Source organism: Flavobacterium humi (genome assembly GCF_004745595.1).
Classification (GTDB): domain Bacteria; phylum Bacteroidota; class Bacteroidia; order Flavobacteriales; family Flavobacteriaceae; genus Flavobacterium; species Flavobacterium humi.
The window spans coordinates 37,911-58,296 of sequence record NZ_SRLH01000008.1; the positions used below are offsets into that span (position 1 = coordinate 37,911).

Sequence of the window (20,386 nt, forward strand, 5' to 3'; positions counted from 1 at the left end):
GCCCGTTTTAAAAATAAACTTACCCTATTGAAAACAAAAGCTTTATCTTCGATCCTATATTCCTTAACAGCATTGTTGCTGGTTTCTTTTTCAGATCCTTACAGTATAAAACGTATTTCGGATACTAATTTCAGGTATGAATTCTATACTACGGACAAGAAAATAAAACCCAGAAACGACAAAACCTATTATTGGTTCAAGGGTGGCCTGATCCATAATGCCCAAGGCGGGCAGGCCGGGGAATTGCTAAACGATAAGTTTGTCAAAATGTACCACAGCAATCAATTGGCCGAACAAGGTATTTTCAAAAATGGCCTTAAAAACGGCTTATGGAAAACCTGGCATGCCAATGGTACTCTTGAAACCATTCAAAAATGGAAGTCCGGGCTCAGGACTGGTAAATTTTATCATTACGATCAAAACGGGATGGTGACGGAAGAAGGCAATTTCAAAAACAACAAAAAACACGGCATTTGGATTGATTACGTAACAAAAGACACCACCGCTTATAAAAGAGGGGAACTGTATGTTATCGAACCAAAAGTTTCCAAAAAAGAACGAAAAGAAAACAAAGAGCGCAATTCCATTACAAAAGAAGAGAAACGGGCTTCCGCCATCAGCAAAAAAACCGAAAGGCAAGAACGAAAGTCTCAAATGAAAAAAACAGAGGCTACGGAATACCCTTCTCAGGAAAACCATCAGAAAAAAGGCTTCTTCAGCAGGATATTCGGTAAAAAACAGCCTAATCAAAATACTATAAATGGTTAAGGCACATAGTTTACTGTATGCCATTTATATCTGCCTGATTGTTTCCCTACTTTGCGGGGCGTTGCTCTATTTTGCCAATTTGTACGGCCAGCTTAACCTGCATTATAACCTTCAGGAAGAAATGTATATCCACAATCAATCGGTTGTAAACTTTGCCTTGGGAAACAAAATGGACCAGGCAGATGAATACCCGGCAGATGAAAATTCAGGGATCCAGGGGAGTTACCAAACAAAAAGATACGGCCTGCTCACTTTATTATTGGCCAAATCTATTTTGCGTAACGATACTATTGCTTCCGCTCATATGGTAGGAAGTTATACTTCAGGCAGCACAGCCATCCACCTGGCTAATTTCACCAAACCACTTACCTATTCCGGCACCGTAAAATTAACCGGCGACAGCTTCTTGCCCTCCGAACGCATACTGACCTCCTATATCAACAACAAACCCAACCAGATTAGTGTCCTTGGGAAGGTTGCCATTTCCGACTTTAGCTTACCTGAGATCAATCCCGGCTTCAAAGAAATTTTTAAAGGCCTGGACGCCGAAAAAACCGAAATGGCAGCCATAGAAAAACCGAACGATTCCTTATTTTACAATTCTTTCCACAACCCTACCAAAGAAATCAATGTAAAGGCAAACCTAAGCCAGGTTATTTTTAAAGGCAACTTCATTTTACGCAATAAAGATTCTATCAGAGTCAAAAAAAATACGGTTTTGGAGGACGTCATCCTTATCGCCCCAAAAATTACTTTCGAAGAAGGCTTCAAAGGAACGGTCCAGGTTTTTGCCACTGCCGGCATCGAATTAGAGCAAAAAGTAACTCTCAATTATCCTTCGGTAGTGTGCCTTTATAATGAACAGGATACTGAAAGCCTGATTACTATCAAAAAAGAATGCCAAATTTCAGGAGCCGTTGTATTATTTGGGAATGACATGCAAAACATCAATAAAAACAACATCAAGATCGAGGAAGACGGGCTAATTTACGGAGACATTTACTGTACCGGGAGATTAGGCCTTAAGAGCAACGTCTATGGTTCGGTGTACACCAATCGTTTCTTCCTTACCACTTCCATGTCCACCTATGACAATACTATCGCCGATATCGAAATCAATGCCCGCAAACGGCCTGGCTATTACATTGCCATTCCATTATTTGAACCTAAAAAAACCGAATATGGCATCCTTAAGAAAGTTTTATAACCTAAGGGCCAACTCCATCCTGGAATCGGTCATAGCCCTGAGCATCATTTCCGTATGCCTGTATTTTGCCGTGATGATTTTCGCAGCTGTTTTTACGCCCAGGACTTCGGCTAAATTCTACAATACGCAAAATAAAGTGAATGAGTTGTTCTTTCTGGCCCAGTTACGAAATGATTCGCTCGCTTCCGAAAACCAAAACAGCAATCTCCTTATTGAGGAAGAAAACATAAATGAAGGCCTGAAGAAAGTCTCCGTCCAATACAAAGACAGCGCAGCTTTCCAATTCGACAAAACCTTTTACATCCAAACCAATGAATAGCAAACAGGCCGTAGCCGCATTTTCCATCATAGAAGCTATCGTAGGAATGGCCGTTACCGCTATTATCATGAGCATTGTGTTCGTTATTTTCTCCATCATTACCGAAAGGATGCTCGATTATAAAAACCAAAACCAGCTCGTTAACGATCTCAACCGTTTAACCTACAGCCTCAATAAAGATATTTTCGATAACGAAAAAATGGCCATCGATGACCATGAAATTGTTTTCAGCGGCTATTCCGGCGAATTGGTAAAGTATCATTTCACAGAAGAATACATCTTAAGGAACAGGGAAACATTCATCGATACTTTCAAAATACAAGTAAGGCAAATGGTCATCGACAGCCTAAAAAGCAATACCCGGAAAAAGGTGTTCCTGCAATTGAAATTACAAGTGGAAGTCAATCAAACCCCAATGCCCCTAAACTTCTACAAAAGAGTATATGCCAACGAATTGCTGCAAACAAAAACACAATAATGAGCTTAGACCTAAACACATACAAAACCGCAACATCCCCAAAAAGTGATTTCAAGACCCCAACCGGGCCCTCGCTTTTTTCATCCAAAAAACTTTCCGATAAAAAGAAGGAAATATTTTACCGGGAACTGGGGATGCTCTTAAAGTCAGGTGTCGATTTCAAGAAAGCCCTGGAAATAATAAGCAAGCAGTCCAGCCATAATTTCGAAAAGCAGATCATTATCCAAATCAAGGATAAAGTAATCGAAGGTCGCAGCATTTATGAGTCTATGAGGGAAACCAAACAGTTTTCCGCCTATGAATATTACAGTGTCCAGATTGGCGAGGAAACCCGGAAACTGGAAGAGGTCTTAAGCGAATTGCAAAAATACTTCAACCGGAAAATCCAGATGAAGCGCCAGATCGTCTCCGTACTCACCTACCCGGCTATCGTAATGATGGTCACCGTTTTAGTACTCTATTTCATGCTCAACAAAGTCGTGCCCATGTTTAGTTCTGTTTTCAGGCAATTTGGCAGCGAATTGCCCAAAAGTACCCAGGTCATCATCAGGATATCCAACCATTCGGGCGCCATATTCGGGGTGCTTTTCGCCTTATTGGCGGGCCTTTTCGTACTGCATGCGGCGCTCAAGGACAAACCGGCGTACAGGGCTTTCACCTCACGGATGGTCCTAAGGATCCCTTATTTTGGGAACCTGGTCCAGAAAATATACATTTCCCGATTCTGCCAGTCCATGAAGCTGCTCATCACTTCCAAAACAACCCTGATCAATTCCTTATCGCTTACCGCAAAAATGATAGGCTTCTACCCAATTGAGATGGCTATTGAAGAAATAAAGGACGACATCACCAAAGGCCTCTCGCTCCACGAAAGCTTAAGGAAGCACCATGTTTTCGAAAACAAAATGGTTTCCATGGTCGAAGTCGCCGAACAAGTAAACCAGCTCGATACCATGTTCGACAGGCTTACCGAGCAATACAATGAGGAAATCAGCCATCAGACCAAAATGATCGGTGTCATCCTCGAACCCATGATCATCATCATCATCGGGCTAATTGTAGGAGTTATTATGGTATCGATGTATGCCCCAATGTTCGATTTAAGCAAAATCATCAAAAGTTAATCCTGTTAGTATTGCAGCGTTTGCATAGCCACGTGTATCGTTTGCACAGCCACGTGTATCGTTTGCATAGCCTTGTGTATTGTTTGCATGGCCTTGTGTACCGTTTGCACAGCCTCGTGTAGTGTTTGCATAGCCATGTGTATCGTTTGCATAGCCTTGTGTATTGTTTGCATAGCCTTGTGTACCGTTTGCACAGCCTCGTGTAGTGTTTGCATAGCCATGTGTATCGTTTGCATAGCCTTGTGTAGCGTTTGCACAGCCACGTGTACCACATCGTCTTCTACAGTCCAAAAAAAATCCCATCTGTACAACAAATGGGATACTTGATTAAGCTTGTCCTGTAGGCCCGAAATTCAACGGGATCGGAGGCTGTTCGGTTTCTTTTATTTCTCCGTTGACACTTTCAAAACGGTGGATATTATCGGCAATGGCCTTCACCAATCGTTTGGCATGCTGCGGCGTAAGGACAATCCTTGACTTTACTTTTGCTTTCGGGACACCGGGCATAATGCTCACAAAATCCAGCACAAACTCCGTATTGGAATGGTTGATGATCGCCAGGTTAGAATAGATTCCTTCCGCCGTCTGCTCATCGAGTTCAATATTGATTTGGCCTTGCGGGTTATTTTTATCGTTCATAAAATAGTGGTTTAAAAAATTAAAATCCTAACAGCAAATAGTATCACTGTTAGGATTTATAAATATAATCAGAATAATTAATTATTTCAATTAATAATTAAACTCTTCTTTAGTAATCATTAATTCATCATACTCTTCTTTAGAACCTACAATCGTATTGTCGTATTCTCTCATACCGGTACCGGCAGGGATTCTATGACCTACAATTACATTCTCCTTAAGACCTTCCAAGTAATCCACTTTACCTGCAACAGCAGCCTCGTTTAATACTTTTGTAGTCTCCTGGAACGATGCCGCAGAGATGAATGATTTGGTTTGTAACGAAGCTCTTGTAATACCTTGCAATACCGGAGTTGCCGTTGCCGTAATAACATCACGGGCTACCACCAAATTCTTGTCGGTACGTTTCAGTAAAGAGTTTTCGTCACGCAGTTCACGTGGAGAAATGATCTGGCCTGGTTTCAGGTTTTCAGAATCCCCTGCGTCTTCTACCACTTTCATTCCGTATAATTTATCATTTTCAACGATAAAATCTTTCGTATGGATCAATTGGTCTTCCAGGAATAATGTATCTCCCGGATCCTGAACCTGAACCTTACGCATCATTTGGCGGATCACCACCTCAAAGTGCTTGTCGTTGATTTTTACCCCTTGCAAACGGTATACCTCCTGGATCTCGTTAACCAAATACTGCTGAACTGCAGCTGGCCCCTGGATCCTCAAGATATCATCCGGAGTAATCGCTCCGTCAGACAATGGCACTCCCGCTCTCACGAAGTCATTCTCCTGAACTAAGATCTGGTTGGATAGTTTCACCAAATATTTCTTAACCTCACCGAATTTAGATTCGATCACGATCTCACGGTTACCTCTTTTGATTTTTCCGAAAGAAACAACACCGTCGATTTCAGATACTACAGCCGGGTTTGAAGGATTACGAGCCTCTAACAACTCGGTAATTCTTGGAAGACCTCCGGTAATATCGCCTGTTTTTGAAGAACGACGTGGGATTTTCACTAAAATCTTACCTGCTTTAATTTTCTCACCATCGTCAACCATCAAGTGAGCTCCAACCGGTAAGTTGTACGAACGGATAAGTTCGCCGTCTTTTCCGTAGATCAATAAAGTAGGGATCAGTTTTTTATTTCTACCTTCAGAAATTACTTTTTCCTGGAATCCGGTCTGCTCATCGATTTCAACCATGAACGATTGTCCTTGCTCTAAATCTTCATAAGCCACTTTTCCGGTAAATTCCGAAATAATAACCCCGTTATATGGATCCCATTTACAGATCACCTCTCCTTTACCGACAGTCTGGCCGTCAGCAACGAATATGCTTGAACCGTAAGGGATGTTATGTGTACTTAATAATATACCTGTTTTGGCATCTACCAATTTCAATTCCGTAGAACGTGAAATTACGATATCAACAGTATTTCCTTCTCCGTCTTCACCTTTAACCGTTTTCAGGTCTTCGATTTCCAAACGTCCTGGGAATTTAGCGATAATGCTTGACTCTTCAGAGATACCTCCTGCAACCCCTCCAACGTGGAAGGTACGAAGTGTCAGCTGTGTACCCGGCTCACCAATGGATTGCGCTGCGATAACACCAACTGCCTCCCCTTTCTGGGTCATTTTTCCTGTTGCCAGGTTACGTCCGTAACATTTAGCACAAATACCTTTGGCAGCCTCACAAGTAAGCGGAGAACGAACCTCTACTCTTTCGATTGGAGATGCTTCGATATTTCTAACGATAGCTTCGGTAATCTGATCACCGGCGTGAACAAGGATTTCATTATTCAATGGGTTTACAACATCCTGTAAAGCCACACGTCCTAAGATTCTTTCGCCAAGTCCTTCTACGATTTCCTCGTTTTTCTTTAAAGCTGAAACTTCAACACCACGAAGTGTTCCACAATCAACCATATTAACGATTACATCTTGGGAAACGTCATGAAGCCTTCTGGTAAGGTAACCCGCATCCGCCGTTTTAAGAGCGGTATCCGCAAGACCTTTACGGGCTCCGTGCGTAGAGATGAAATATTCAAGGATCGAAAGACCTTCCTTAAAGTTGGAAAGGATCGGGTTTTCGATAATTTCACCACCACCAGCTGTCGATTTTTTAGGCTTGGCCATCAAACCACGCATACCGGTTAACTGACGGATCTGCTCTTTGGAACCCCTCGCCCCGGAATCAAGCATCATATATACAGAGTTGAAACCTTGCTGGTCTTCTCTAATATTTTTCATTGCTAATTCCGTAAGAAGCGCATTGGCAGAAGTCCAGATGTCAATAACCTGGTTGTAACGCTCGTTATTGGTGATAAGACCCATGTTATAATTCATCGAGATTCCTTCAACCTGCTCTCTCGCGTCTGCAATCAAACTTTGTTTTTGATCCGGAATCTTGATATCCCCTAATGAGAATGACAATCCACCTTTGAAAGCGAATTTATACCCCATATCTTTCATGTTATCCAAGAAACCGGCCGTTGTCGGAACATCTGTTACCGCAAGGATTTTTCCAATGATATCACGCAAAGATTTTTTGGTCAATACCTCATTGATATAACCGGCTGCTTCAGGTACTACTTCATTAAATAGTACTCTACCCGCAGTGGTTTGAATGATTTTATATACTAATTCACCTTCTTCGTTAAAATCCTTAGCTCTGATTTTAACACGGGCATTCAATTCTAATCGGCCTTCATTTAAAGCGATATTCACTTCTTCCGCAGAATAGAATGTAAGGTCCTGTCCTAAAATTTTATGGTCTTCTGTAGACAAACGTTCTTTGGTCATATAGTAAAGACCCAAAACCATGTCCTGAGAAGGTACCGTGATTGGAGCACCATTAGCAGGGTTCAAGATATTGTGTGAAGCCAACATTAACAATTGTGCTTCCAAAATAGCTTCCGGCCCTAATGGTAAGTGAACCGCCATCTGGTCACCATCGAAATCGGCGTTGAAAGCCGTACATACCAATGGGTGCAACTGGATCGCTTTTCCTTCAATCAGTTTTGGCTGGAAAGCCTGGATACCAAGCCTGTGCAAAGTAGGAGCACGGTTTAGCAGTACCGGGTGCCCTTTGATTACGTTTTCAAGGATATCCCAAACTACCGGCTCTTTTTTATCGATTATCTTCTTGGCAGATTTTACTGTTTTTACAATACCTCTTTCTATCAGTTTACGGATAACGAAAGGTTTGTACAATTCGGCTGCCATATCTTTAGGGATACCGCATTCGAATAATTTCAATTCCGGTCCAACGACAATTACCGAACGGGCAGAATAATCCACACGTTTACCCAAAAGGTTCTGACGGAAACGTCCTTGTTTACCTTTTAAGGAATCAGAAAGCGATTTTAACGGCCTGTTAGATTCTGTTTTAACAGCAGATGCTTTTCTGGTATTGTCAAATAATGAATCGACAGATTCCTGCAACATACGTTTTTCGTTACGCAAGATCACTTCAGGAGCTTTAATCTCCATTAATCTTTTCAAACGATTGTTACGGATGATTACCCTTCTGTACAAATCATTCAAATCCGAAGTAGCAAAACGGCCTCCGTCAAGCGGCACCAAAGGACGCAATTCTGGCGGGATAACCGGTACAACCTTAAGAATCATCCATTCCGGACGGTTCTCGCGGTTTAAGTTCGACTCACGGAAAGATTCCACTACCTGAAGACGTTTTAACGCTTCGGTTTTACGTTGCTTGGACGTTTCATTGTTGGCAGCGTGGCGCAATTCGTAGGATAACGAATCCAGATCCACACGGGCCAATAAATCCATGATACATTCCGCACCCATCTTAGCGATGAATTTGTTCGGGTCATTATCGTCCAAATATTGGTTTTCCATCGGAAGCGTATCTAAAATATTCAAATACTCTTCTTCTGTTAAGAAATCTAATCTTTTCAATGATTCACCATCGGCATTTTGTGCGATACCGGCCTGGATTACTACGTAACGCTCGTAGTAAATGATCATGTCTAATTTTTTTGACGGCAATCCTAAGATATAACCGATTTTATTTGGTAACGAACGGAAGTACCAGATATGAGCGATAGGCACAACAAGGTTGATATGCCCCACTCTGTCACGACGTACTTTTTTCTCGGTTACTTCTACACCGCAACGGTCGCAAACAATTCCTTTATAACGGATTCTTTTGTATTTCCCGCAAGCACATTCGAAATCCTTCACAGGACCGAAAATCCTTTCGCAGAAAAGACCATCACGTTCTGGCTTGTGCGTTCTGTAATTGATAGTTTCAGGTTTTAGGACCTCACCTCTTGACTCAGCCAAGATAGATTCCGGAGATGCCAAACCGATTGAAATTTTATCAAATCGTTTTACGGTATTTTTTTCTTTATTTCTATTCATCATAGTTCCTACTATTGATATTAAAAAACACTAAAAATTGGGAACAACAGGAGTTGTTCCCATGAAAATTACTCTTCTAATCTTATGTCTAGACCAAGGCCTTTCAATTCATGCATCAATACATTGAATGATTCCGGCAATCCTGGTTCTGGCATAGTTTCACCCTTAACGATAGCTTCGTAAGTTTTAGCTCTACCAATTACGTCATCTGATTTGACTGTCAAGATTTCACGAAGTGTGCTTGATGCTCCATAAGCCTCAAGTGCCCAAACCTCCATCTCTCCAAAACGCTGACCTCCGAATTGTGCCTTACCACCTAATGGCTGCTGAGTGATCAACGAGTATGGTCCGATAGAACGCGCGTGCATCTTATCATCAACCATGTGCCCTAGTTTAAGCATGTAAATAACACCTACGGTTGCCGGCTGATGGAAACGCTCTCCGGTTCCACCATCGTAAAGATAAGTATGACCGAAACGTGGGATTCCAGCTTCGTCAGTCAATTCGTTGATTTGGTCTAAAGTGGCACCGTCAAAAATCGGGGTAGCGAATTTTCTACCTAGATTCATCCCGGCCCAACCCAGAACAGTCTCATAAATCTGACCGATGTTCATACGGGAAGGTACCCCAAGTGGATTCAATACGATATCCACAGGTGTTCCGTCTTCTAAGAACGGCATATCTTCGTGACGAACGATACGTGCAACGATACCTTTGTTACCGTGACGTCCCGCCATCTTATCACCTACTTTTAGTTTACGTTTTTTAGCGATATAAACTTTTGCCAATTTCAGGATTCCTGATGGCAATTCATCCCCAACAGTAATCGTGAATTTCTCTCTTCGTAAAGCACCCTGAAGATCGTTCAGCTTGATTTTGTAGTTATGGATCAAGTCGTTCACCATTGCGTTGGTTTCGTCGTCAGCAACCCATTGCCCTTTTGTCAAGTGCGCGAAATCTTCAACGGCATGAAGCATTTTCTGAGTGTATTTTTTACCTTTTGGCAAAACTTCCTCTCCTAAATCGTTCATAACACCTTGTGATGTTTTTCCGTTTACGATAGCAAATAATTTATCTACCAATTTGTCTTTTAATTCAACAAATTTTGTTTCAAATTCCATTTCAAGTTCAGCCAAATCGTCTTTGTCTTTTGAACGCTTACGTTTATCTTTTACTGCTCTTGCAAATAATTTCTTATCCAAAACAACACCGTGTAATGATGGAGAAGCTTTTAACGAAGCGTCTTTCACATCTCCGGCTTTGTCCCCGAAGATCGCTCTTAACAGCTTTTCTTCCGGAGTTGGATCAGATTCTCCTTTTGGAGTGATTTTCCCGATAAGGATATCGCCAGGCTTAACCTCGGCACCAATCCTGATCATACCGTTCTCGTCCAGGTCTTTGGTCGCTTCTTCTGAAACGTTAGGAATGTCATTAGTCAACTCTTCGTTTCCTAATTTGGTATCCCTAACCTCTAAAGAATAATCATCAACGTGGATAGACGTGAAAATATCGTCACGAACCACTTTTTCGGAAATTACGATCGCATCCTCGAAGTTGTACCCTTTCCAAGGCATGAAAGCCACCTTAAGGTTTCTTCCCAAAGCCAACTCTCCGTTTTGCGTTGCATATCCTTCACAAAGTACTTGTCCTTTGATTACTTTGTCCCCTTTTCTTACGATAGGTTTTAAGTTGATAGAAGTACTCTGGTTCGTTTTTCTAAATTTAATAAGGTTATATGACTTCTCATCCGCATCAAAGCTAACCGCTCTTTCAGTATCTGTTCTTTCATATTTAATGGTAATGATGTTTGCATCAACATATTCAACGGTTCCGTTACCTTCTGCGTTGATCAATACCCTGGAATCAGAAGCTACTTGTCTTTCTAATCCGGTTCCAACGATTGGTGCTTCAGGACGTAACAATGGTACAGCCTGACGCATCATGTTTGATCCCATCAGCGCACGGTTCGCATCATCATGCTCCAAGAAAGGAATCAGGGAAGCTGAAATGGAAGCGATCTGGTTAGGCGCTACGTCTGTGTAATGAACACTTGTAGGATCTACAACCGGGAAATCACCTTCTTCACGGGCAATTACCTTATCTGCGGTAATTTTTCCGGAACCATCCATCTCAATGTTCGCCTGGGCGATCATTTTTCCTTCTTCTTCTTCGGCACTTAAGTAAACCGGCTCGGAAACCAAGTCCACTTTACCTTCCGTTACTTTACGGTAAGGCGTTTCGATGAAGCCCATTCCATTTACTTTGGCATATACCCCAAGTGACGAAATAAGTCCGATGTTTGGTCCTTCAGGAGTTTCAATCGGGCAAAGACGGCCGTAGTGGGTATAGTGGACGTCACGCACCTCAAATCCTGCTCTTTCACGGGAAAGACCACCAGGCCCAAGGGCAGACAACCTACGTTTGTGCGTAATTTCAGCCAATGGATTCGTTTGGTCCATAAACTGAGACAACTGGTTCGTTCCGAAGAAAGAGTTGATCACGGAAGATAATGTTTTAGCATTGATCAAATCGATCGGCGTAAACACCTCGTTATCCCTAACGTTCATTCTTTCTCTGATGGTTCTGGCCATACGCGCCAAACCTACGCCGAATTGTTGTGACAATTGCTCACCAACAGTTCTGACACGACGGTTTGATAAGTGATCGATATCATCAATTTCCGCTTTGGAGTTGATCAATTCGATCAGGTATTTTACGATTGTAATGATATCTTCCTTGGTAAGCACCTGCTTGTCCATAGGGATATCCAAATCTAATTTTTTGTTCATTCTGTAACGGCCAACTTCACCTAAGTTATAACGTTGGTCGGAGAAGAACAATTTATCGATAATTCCACGAGCTGTTTCCTCATCAGGCGGTTCTGCATTACGCAACTGACGGTAAATGTGCTCAACGGCTTCTTTTTCAGAGTTTGTCGGATCTTTCTGTAATGTGTTGTGGATGATGGAATAATCTGCCAGATTGTTATCTTCCTTGTGCAACAAGATAGATTTCACGTTAGATTCTACAATCTCTTCAACATTGTCTTTATCCAAAATCGTATCACGATCCAAAATGATTTCGTTACGCTCGATAGACACTACTTCGCCAGTATCCTCGTCAACGAAATCCTCATGCCACGTATTCAATACACGGGCAGCTAATTTTCTTCCTACGTATTTTTTCAATCCTGATTTAGAAACTTTGATTTCTTCAGCAAGGTCAAAAATCTCAAGGATATCTTTATCTCTTTCAAAACCGATAGCACGGAAAAGAGTTGTTACAGGTAATTTTTTCTTTCTATCGATATAGGCGTACATTACGCTGTTGATATCGGTAGCGAATTCTATCCATGATCCTTTGAAAGGAATAACACGGGCAGAATATAATTTAGTTCCATTTGCGTGGAATGATTGTCCAAAGAAAACACCAGGCGATCTGTGCAATTGTGAAACAACTACACGTTCAGCACCGTTGATAACAAAAGTACCGCTAGGTGTCATATAAGGAATAGTCCCAAGATAAACATCCTGTACTATGGTTTCAAAATCTTCATGTTCTGGGTCTGTACAGTATAGTTTAAGTCTGGCTTTTAACGGCACACTATAGGTAAGGCCTCTCTCAATACATTCTTGAATCGTATAACGTGGCGGATCTACAAAGTAATCAAGGAATTCCAGTACGAATTGATTTCGTGTATCTGTGATTGGAAAGTTTTCCATGAAGGTATTGTAAAGGCCTTCGTTGCCTCTTTCGTCAGATTTCGTTTCTAATTGGAAGAAATCTTGAAAAGATTTTACCTGAACATCTAGAAAATCTGGATAATTCGGTATGTTTTTAGTTGAGGCAAAATTCAATCTTTCAGTCTGATTTGTTATCATCAATGGACAAAATTTTGATTAAAAAAAAGTAATTGTTTGTGTGTAAAACACTGTTTAATGTATACTTTTCCTTTTTATAACCGATACATCTTTAAAAATAAACCAGGAAAATTTAGTTGATTTTTTTCTTCGTATTGATTAAAAGCTTTTTCGTATTTTAAACTACTATGATAATAAAATTGGATATAATTTTATTATACGAAAAATGGTTTAGGCCCTTGAGCGCTACACTCAAGGCCTAAACCTGTTTCAAAAACTAGGTAAGCTTATTTAAGCTCAACAACAGCTCCTGCTTCCTCTAAAGATTTTTTAAGACCTTCAGCCTCATCTTTAGAAACACCTTCTTTAACGTTAGCTGGTGCAGCATCAACTAAATCTTTTGCTTCTTTAAGACCTAAACCTGTTAATTCTTTAACAGCTTTAACTACTGCCAATTTAGAAGCTCCTGCGTCTTTTAATACTACAGTGAATTCTGTTTGCTCTTCAGCAGCACCTGCATCACCACCTCCAGCAGCAACTACTACAGCTGCAGCAGCTGGTTCGATACCATACTCGTCTTTTAATATTGTAGCTAAATCGTTAACTTCTTTAACTGTTAAGTTAACTAATTGTTCTGCGAATTGTTTCAAATCTGCCATTTTTTCTATCTTTTAAAATGATTTGTAATTTATTATAATTTATTGTGCGCTTGATTATTCTGCTGCTTCGCCTTTAGATTCTGCGTTGTTCAACAATGCAGAAAGTACTCTCTTAGCAGGAGATTGAAGTAATCCGATGATTTCCCCGATAACCTCGTCTCTTGATTTAAGGTTCACTAACGAATCAAGCAAGTTGTCTCCAATGTAGATTTCCTGGTTGATGAAAGCTCCTTTTAAAACTGGTTTGTCAGATTTTTTACGGAATTCCTTGATGATTTTTGCAGGAGCGTTAGCAACATCTGCAATAAAAATAGAAGTGTTACCTTTTAATGTCGATGGCAAATCACCATAGTCATTAGTTGAGGCTTCCATTGCTTTTGCAAGCAAAGTGTTTTTAACAACTTCCAATTTGATACCTGCTTTAAAGCAAGCTCTTCTTAAGTTTGAAGTAGTTTCTGCATTTAATCCAGAAATATCTGCTACATAAACAATATTTGTACCAGCTAACTGTGCAGTTAAATCTCCAATAGCGATTGATTTTTCTTCTCTTGTCATATTAAAAATTATTAACTACCAATTATACGGCTTTAGGATCTAAAGCAATAGCTGGACTCATTGTACTAGACAAGTGAATAGACTTGATGTAAGTCCCTTTCGCAGCAGTTGGCTTCAATTTAATTAATGTTTGAATGATTTCGTGAGCATTTTCGGTAATTTTAGCAGCATCGAAAGATACTTTTCCAATTCCAGCATGAACGATACCCGTTTTATCTACTTTAAAGTCGATTTTACCCGCTTTAATTTCTGTTACTGCTTTACCAATTTCCATAGTTACAGTACCAGTTTTAGGGTTAGGCATTAAACCTCTTGGTCCTAAAACACGACCTAATGGACCTAATTTACCCATAACAGCCGGCATAGTTACGATAACGTCAACATCTGTCCAACCATCTTTAATTTTTTGTAAATAATCATCTAAACCAACATGATCAGCACCTGCAGCTTTTGCTTCAGCTTCTTTGTCTGGAGTTACTAACGCCAATACTCTCATGTTTTTACCTGTTCCGTGTGGTAATGCAACCACACCTCTAACCATTTGATTCGCTTTTCTTGGATCTACTCCTAGTTTAACAGCGATGTCAACAGACTCATCAAATTTTGCAGAAGCTATTTCTTTGATCAATGCAGAAGCATCTTTTAAAGAATATAATTTATGCTTCTCAATTTTTGAAGCAGCCTCTTTTTGTTTTTTTGTCAATTTTGCCATATCTATCTCTTATTTTAGAGGAGAATCTCCAGTTACAGTTATACCCATAGATCTAGCCGTTCCTGCGATCATGCTCATTGCAGCTTCCATAGTGAATGCATTCAAATCAGCCATTTTATCTTCAGCGATAGCTTTAATCTGATCCCAAGTAACGCTAGCTACTTTTTTACGATTAGGCTCTCCTGATCCTGATTTCAATTTTGCAGCATCCAATAATTGAATTGCAGCTGGTGGAGTTTTTACAACAAAATCAAATGATTTGTCTTTGTACACAGTGATTTGAACTGGTAACACTTTGCCAGGTTTATCTTGTGTTCTAGCATTGAACTGCTTACAGAACTCCATGATGTTAACCCCAGCAGCTCCCAAAGCAGGTCCAACCGGTGGCGATGGGTTCGCTGCACCTCCCTTTACTTGTAGTTTAACTACTTTACTAACTTCTTTAGCCATTTTTTAAAAATTTAGCACATCTCTCAATTGGAAGCGATTGATGCGAATTATATATGTAACAAAAAATTATACTTTTTCAACCTGCATGAAACTCAATTCCAATGGTGTTTTTCTTCCGAAAATTTTCACCATAACCTCAAGTTTGCGCTTTTCTTCATTTATTTTTTCAACTGTTCCGTTGAAACCATTAAACGGACCATCGGTTACCTTTACCGTTTCACCCAATGTAAAAGGTATGGCACCGTGATCTACAGTCACTGCAAGTTCATCTACTTTACCTAACATCCTGTTTACCTCAGACATACGCAAAGGCACAGGATCCCCTCCTTTTACTTCACCTAAAAACCCAATAACTCCGGTAATAGATTTGATAATATGAGGAATTTCTCCTGTCAGGTTTGCTTCAATCATAACATAACCAGGGAAATATACTTTATCCTTACTGATTTTCTTTCCTTCTCTTACCGTAACTACTTTTTCAGTAGGAACCAGTACCTGGGAAATATAATCAGCCATACCTAACCTATTGATTTCGGTTTCGATATAAGCTTTAACTTTATTTTCCTGCCCGCTAACAGCCCTTACAACATACCATTTTTTCACACTACTTTCTGCCATGGTAAAATATTAGGATTTTATCCAATTAAAAAAACCTCCGATTGCTTTTGCGAACAGCATGTCAATACCCCATGTAGCAAGCGCAAATATCACAGAGAAAATAGCAACCACTATCGTTAGTTTTTGCACTTCCTCCCATGTAGGCCAAGTTACATTTGATTTTAACTCCTCAAAAGCTTCAGATATGTAATTAGTAACTTTATTCATTATAATTGTTTTTTGCACGGGCGGAGGGATTCGAACCCCCATCAACGGTTTTGGAGACCGCTATTCTACCCTTGAACTACGCCCGTTTGTTAAAAACCAGTACCGCCATTTGACGATACTGGCTTTATATATTCAATATATGCTTATTCTACGATTTCAGTAACCTGTCCAGCACCTACAGTTCTACCACCTTCACGGATAGCGAAACGTAAACCAACGCTCATTGCGATTGGAGACAATAAAGTTACATCGATAGTTAAGTTATCACCTGGCATAACCATTTCAACTCCTGTTGGCAACATGATTACTCCTGTTACGTCAGTTGTACGTACGTAGAACTGTGGACGGTAGTTGTTGTGGAATGGCGTGTGACGACCACCTTCTTCTTTTTTCAAGATATAAACCTCAGCTTTGAATTTAGCGTGTGGTTTTACTGATCCTGGCTTAATGATAACCATACCTCTTTTGATATCAGCTTTATCAATACCTCTTAACAATAAACCTACGTTATCTCCAGCTTCACCTCTATCAAGGATTTTACGGAACATCTCAACTCCTGTAATTGTAGAAGTTAATTTTTCAGCTCCCATACCAATGATTTCAACAGCATCACCTGTATTAGCAACTCCAGTTTCGATACGACCTGTAGCAACAGTTCCACGACCTGTAATTGTAAATACGTCCTCAACTGGCATCAAGAATGGTTTAGCAACGTCACGCACTGGCTCTTCGATCCAAGCATCAACAGCTTCCATTAATTCAATGATTTTAGGAACCCAGTTTGGATCATTATTCAATCCACCTAAAGCAGAACCTTGAATAACTGGCCCATTATCTCCATCATACTCATAGAAAGACAATAAATCTCTGATTTCCATCTCTACAAGCTCTAATAATTCAGCGTCATCAACCATATCCACTTTGTTCATGAATACTACGATACGAGGAATACCAACCTGACGTCCTAAAAGGATGTGCTCACGTGTTTGTGGCATTGGACCATCTGTAGCAGCAACTACAAGGATAGCACCGTCCATTTGAGCAGCACCAGTAACCATGTTCTTTACGTAATCCGCGTGACCTGGACAGTCAACGTGAGCGTAGTGACGGTTAGCTGTTTCATACTCTACGTGTGAAGTATTAATAGTAATACCTCTTTCTTTTTCTTCAGGAGCGTTATCGATTTGATCAAACGACTTTGCTTGACAGTAACCAGCATCAGATAATACTTTAGTGATTGCTGCAGTCAAAGTAGTTTTTCCGTGATCTACGTGCCCAATAGTTCCAATGTTTAAGTGGGGCTTGCTACGGTTAAAATTTTCTTTTGCCATTTTACTTAGTTTTTAATCTTAATTATTATTAGTGTTCAAAATTATACTTTATTGAGCCAATGTCGGGATTTGAACCCGAGACCTCTTCCTTACCAAGGAAGCACTCTACCCCTGAGCTACACCGGCAAGGATTTCGGATTAGCATCTAATTTATCGCTAATCCAGCACCGCCATTCAGACGATGCTCAAAATTTTGCTCCGTACTTTTTCCGAAAGAAAACCTTCAAAAGCCGCTACAGGCAAAATTTTGTGGGGAGAGCAGGATTCGAACCTGCGAAGTTCTCACAGCAGATTTACAGTCTGCCCTCGTTGGCCGCTTGAGTATCTCCCCGTACTTTTCTTATTTTCAATCTGTTACGATTTTGAGCCGATAGAGGGACTCGAACCCACGACCTGCTGATTACAAATCAGCTGCTCTAGCCAGCTGAGCTACACCGGCGACTCAATAAAAAAAGTCCGCTATTTCTAACGGACTGCAAATGTATGTATTTTATTTATTAATCAAAACTTTTTTATAAAAAAAATCTTTATGCATGTGCCCGAATTTTTTCTTTTCTTTTCACCAACAATCTTTCCAGCGATTCTGACGCCAATTCTACTCCTTCTTCAAATGTTTTGCATTGCTTTTTGACAATAAATTCATCTCCCGGCACAATTAATTTTGCTTCCACAAATTTATTTTCCTTATCACTTGTTTTTTCAACTTTCAAAAAAACATCCGACGAAACGATCTTGTCAAAATATTTTTCTAATTTATTAACTCTTACTTCAATAAAATCTGTTAGTTTTTTGTCAACGTTAAAGTTAACTGCATGAACATTTACCTTCATAATTTAAATATTAATGGTTAAACATTAAGGGCTATTTCTGGTTTCGCGGATGCGCGTTCCGATATACATTTTGAAGTTCTGCCAAACTTGAATGGGTGTACACCTGAGTAGACGCAAGACTTGAATGACCTAATAACTCTTTGATAGAATTCAAATCGGCTCCATGATTGAGCATATGTGTCGCAAAGGTATGCCGAAGCATATGCGGGCTCTTTTTCACCTTTTCGGAAACATTACTAAAGTAATCATTTATTAATCGATACACAAACGTTTCACTGAGTTTATTTCCGTTGGACACTAAAAATAAAAAACCGGCATCCGTAATTTTCTCAAGCTCCTCTCTCTGTAGCAGATAGGTTTTAATCTGCTCGGCAATAACCGGCAAAAGCGGGATAATCCTTTCCTTGTTTCTTTTCCCAATCACCTTGATGACAGCACTTGACAGGTCTACATTTGAAATTTGAAGGCCGATCAATTCGGAGCGCCTGATCCCCGTGGTGTAAAACAAATCGATGATCAGTTTGTCCCTAAGCCCTTCAAAACCGTCTTTGTATTCTATGTGATGCAGGACATTGTTCAATTCCTCCTCCGAGAATGGGATCTGGATTTTTTTAGGCGCTTTCAAAGCCTTGTGTTTTGCCAAAGGATTGACTTCTATCTGTTTTGTCTTGAGCAGGAATTTATAAAACGCCTTGAGCGAAGACATTTTCCGGTTAACCGACGTAGCGCTCAGCCCATCGTCAACCATAGCGACAATCCAGCTTCTTATTAAGGTATAGGAAACTTCCTCCAGCGGAATGCCGTCAAAATCTTGTTCCAGGAATTGCCGGAAGAAATCCAGATCCTTTCCATACGCCAAAGCGGTATGCCATGAATAATTCTTCTCTTTCAGTAAATAATCCCGGAATTTTTGCTGGTTATCGTGCATAAAAAAATCGTTAGCATAAAAGTACAAAACTTCTATGACTAACGATTTATATTTTCAGAAAATTGGATATTAACTTTCTAAGCTATCTCTTAATCCTTGGATGTAAGCCGCTTTTTGAATTTGAGCTCTTCTTGTTACAGATGGCTTAATAAAAGCTTGACGACTTCTTAGTTGTCTTACAACTCCAGTTTTATCGAATTTACGTTTGTAACGCTTAAGCGCTCTGTCGATATTTTCTCCGTCTTTAATTGGTATAATTAACATAATCTAGACACCTCCTCTCATTTACGGGTGCAAACTTATAACTTTATTTTGGATTATGAAATAAAATAATCTGTTTTATTCTTGAAAAAAGAATTCGGTGGTAGTTGTGTTTTGAGCTTGATTCTCCGGGAAAACCATTGTTTTTGTTTTCTTTTTATAGTATCCATTGCTTAAAACTTCATACGTAGCATCTGATGCTTCCTGGTTTTTTAAATTTTTAGAGTTCTCGAAATCATTATTGTAAAGCATGGAATGCCATTCGGAACACATCAATCGGTATACTTTTTTACCATAAGAATTATAATTCAAAACCATAAAATTGTTTATTACATTCGAATATTCAAAAGTCAAAACCTCTCCATTGCTTTTTTGAATAGATGTTAAATTATCATTTGTGTAAAAAAACAGGTTTTCATTATCCATAACACCATTCAGGTCAGCATCTGTTCCCGCTTTGATTATATTATCATTGGAATCAAACTGGACTATACACCTTCTTTGTATTTCTGCCGCAGGATCATTATAAGGCAAACTTATTCTTTCCACAAAAACAATATTATTGGGGTGATGTGAAAACCTGTAATTTGCCAATAAATGGTATGTCCCGTCATTTTGCCCTAATTTGGCCCAATTAAGTCCGATTAAATTTTGATTTCCGTCATAAAAAAAATCTTTTTTATCATCATCCGCTTTTCTTGTACTTAAAAGATTATTGGAATAAAAATAATTTTGATGTGTTTGCACTCCTTGACTGACTCCATTATAAATCACTTCACTGTCCTCTGAAAAAAACTTGTTATCAAGAATGTTTCCAATGGTAATTTTTTGATAGGTCCCTGCTCCATTGGTATCTGGAAAAGTAGACAGGTAATTTATCTTATACCCGGTCATCTGCACGTTTGAGGAATGAGCACTACCCTCTTGAGAATCATGATCGCAAGAAAGAGAGATCAAACAAAGACTTACGCCCCAAAAAAATTGTTTTATCATTTTAATTAGTTTTATTAATACAATCCTTATAACGATAAAACACTTTCCTTATTGCTTG

At 39.9% G+C, this 20,386-nt stretch carries 20 protein-coding genes and 4 tRNA genes; 5 read left to right on the forward strand and 19 right to left on the reverse strand.

Annotated features, from left to right (window positions below; genetic code table 11):
* Positions 1-27 precede the first annotated feature (27 nt).
* Genes E4635_RS13725 through E4635_RS13745 form a run of 5 tightly spaced genes read left to right on the forward strand, consistent with a single transcriptional unit; the run spans position 28 to position 3,896 of the window.
* Complete coding sequence (locus tag E4635_RS13725; protein ID WP_135527278.1) at positions 28-768, forward strand: toxin-antitoxin system YwqK family antitoxin; 741 nt, start codon at positions 28-30, stop codon at positions 766-768.
* Complete coding sequence (locus E4635_RS13730) at positions 761-1,975, forward strand: hypothetical protein (RefSeq protein WP_135527279.1); 1,215 nt, start codon at positions 761-763, stop codon at positions 1,973-1,975. The genes E4635_RS13725 and E4635_RS13730 overlap by 8 nt, the downstream gene beginning before the upstream one ends.
* Positions 1,950-2,294 (forward strand): hypothetical protein, encoded by a 345-nt coding sequence (locus tag E4635_RS13735; RefSeq protein ID WP_135527280.1) that lies wholly within the window; start codon positions 1,950-1,952, stop codon positions 2,292-2,294. Before E4635_RS13730 ends, E4635_RS13735 begins: the two co-directional genes overlap by 26 nt.
* Positions 2,287-2,772 carry a PulJ/GspJ family protein gene (locus tag E4635_RS13740; protein WP_135527281.1) on the forward strand — a complete coding sequence of 162 codons (486 nt, stop codon included), beginning with the start codon at positions 2,287-2,289 and terminating at the stop codon, positions 2,770-2,772. Before E4635_RS13735 ends, E4635_RS13740 begins: the two co-directional genes overlap by 8 nt.
* Positions 2,772-3,896: a type II secretion system F family protein gene (locus E4635_RS13745; protein WP_135527282.1), complete on the forward strand. Its 1,125-nt coding sequence runs from the start codon at positions 2,772-2,774 to the stop codon at positions 3,894-3,896. Before E4635_RS13740 ends, E4635_RS13745 begins: the two co-directional genes overlap by 1 nt.
* On the opposite strand, the gene E4635_RS13750 is transcribed toward E4635_RS13745, so the two are convergent.
* The 19 genes from E4635_RS13750 to E4635_RS13840 form a co-directional block, all read right to left on the reverse strand.
* On the reverse strand, positions 3,873-4,187 hold the full coding sequence (locus E4635_RS13750) for a hypothetical protein (RefSeq protein WP_169630277.1): 315 nt from the start codon (positions 4,185-4,187) through the stop codon (positions 3,873-3,875). The genes E4635_RS13745 and E4635_RS13750 overlap by 24 nt on opposite strands.
* 36 nt (positions 4,188-4,223) lie before the next feature.
* Positions 4,224-4,535: a DUF3467 domain-containing protein gene (locus E4635_RS13755; protein WP_135527284.1), complete on the reverse strand. Its 312-nt coding sequence runs from the start codon at positions 4,533-4,535 to the stop codon at positions 4,224-4,226.
* A gap of 90 nt (positions 4,536-4,625) precedes the next feature.
* Complete coding sequence (gene rpoC / locus E4635_RS13760; RefSeq protein ID WP_135527285.1) at positions 4,626-8,927, reverse strand: DNA-directed RNA polymerase subunit beta'; 4,302 nt, start codon at positions 8,925-8,927, stop codon at positions 4,626-4,628.
* 65 nt (positions 8,928-8,992) lie between these two features.
* Positions 8,993-12,805, reverse strand: coding sequence for a DNA-directed RNA polymerase subunit beta (gene rpoB / locus E4635_RS13765; RefSeq protein ID WP_135527286.1), 3,813 nt, complete (start codon positions 12,803-12,805; stop codon positions 8,993-8,995).
* Between the two features lie 266 nt (positions 12,806-13,071).
* A complete protein-coding gene (gene rplL / locus E4635_RS13770; RefSeq protein ID WP_135527287.1) occupies positions 13,072-13,443 on the reverse strand; it encodes a 50S ribosomal protein L7/L12 in 372 nt (123 codons plus the stop codon).
* Positions 13,444-13,497: 54 nt separating this feature from the next.
* Entirely contained in the window at positions 13,498-13,998 is a 501-nt protein-coding gene (gene rplJ / locus E4635_RS13775; protein WP_135527288.1) for a 50S ribosomal protein L10, read from the reverse strand.
* Positions 13,999-14,020: 22 nt separating this feature from the next.
* Positions 14,021-14,710, reverse strand: a complete 690-nt coding sequence (gene rplA / locus E4635_RS13780) for a 50S ribosomal protein L1 (protein ID WP_135527289.1) — start codon at positions 14,708-14,710, stop codon at positions 14,021-14,023.
* A 9-nt stretch (positions 14,711-14,719) separates the two neighbouring features.
* Positions 14,720-15,160, reverse strand: a complete 441-nt coding sequence (gene rplK / locus E4635_RS13785; protein WP_135527290.1) for a 50S ribosomal protein L11 — start codon at positions 15,158-15,160, stop codon at positions 14,720-14,722.
* A 66-nt stretch (positions 15,161-15,226) separates the two neighbouring features.
* Complete coding sequence (gene nusG / locus E4635_RS13790; protein ID WP_135527291.1) at positions 15,227-15,778, reverse strand: transcription termination/antitermination protein NusG; 552 nt, start codon at positions 15,776-15,778, stop codon at positions 15,227-15,229.
* A 9-nt stretch (positions 15,779-15,787) separates the two neighbouring features.
* The gene (gene secE / locus E4635_RS13795; RefSeq protein ID WP_135527292.1) at positions 15,788-15,985 is read right to left on the reverse strand and encodes a preprotein translocase subunit SecE; all 198 of its coding nucleotides are present in this window, start codon (positions 15,983-15,985) and stop codon (positions 15,788-15,790) included.
* A 15-nt stretch (positions 15,986-16,000) separates the two neighbouring features.
* Positions 16,001-16,071 (reverse strand) — tRNA-Trp (locus E4635_RS13800).
* Positions 16,072-16,128: 57 nt separating this feature from the next.
* Complete coding sequence (gene tuf, locus E4635_RS13805) at positions 16,129-17,316, reverse strand: elongation factor Tu (RefSeq protein WP_135527293.1); 1,188 nt, start codon at positions 17,314-17,316, stop codon at positions 16,129-16,131.
* A gap of 54 nt (positions 17,317-17,370) precedes the next feature.
* Positions 17,371-17,442: transfer RNA gene (locus tag E4635_RS13810), tRNA-Thr, on the reverse strand.
* 124 nt (positions 17,443-17,566) lie between these two features.
* A tRNA-Tyr gene (locus E4635_RS13815) sits at positions 17,567-17,647 on the reverse strand.
* Between the two features lie 34 nt (positions 17,648-17,681).
* Positions 17,682-17,755 (reverse strand) — tRNA-Thr (locus E4635_RS13820).
* An 88-nt stretch (positions 17,756-17,843) separates the two neighbouring features.
* Entirely contained in the window at positions 17,844-18,146 is a 303-nt protein-coding gene (gene hpf / locus E4635_RS13825) for a ribosome hibernation-promoting factor, HPF/YfiA family (protein WP_135527294.1), read from the reverse strand.
* A gap of 31 nt (positions 18,147-18,177) precedes the next feature.
* Positions 18,178-19,074, reverse strand: a complete 897-nt coding sequence (locus E4635_RS13830) for a tyrosine-type recombinase/integrase (protein ID WP_135527295.1) — start codon at positions 19,072-19,074, stop codon at positions 18,178-18,180.
* Positions 19,075-19,143: 69 nt separating this feature from the next.
* On the reverse strand, positions 19,144-19,338 hold the full coding sequence (gene rpsU, locus E4635_RS13835; RefSeq protein WP_135527296.1) for a 30S ribosomal protein S21: 195 nt from the start codon (positions 19,336-19,338) through the stop codon (positions 19,144-19,146).
* Positions 19,339-19,413: 75 nt separating this feature from the next.
* Positions 19,414-20,328 carry a hypothetical protein gene (locus tag E4635_RS13840; RefSeq protein WP_135527297.1) on the reverse strand — a complete coding sequence of 305 codons (915 nt, stop codon included), beginning with the start codon at positions 20,326-20,328 and terminating at the stop codon, positions 19,414-19,416.
* Positions 20,329-20,386 lie beyond the last annotated feature (58 nt).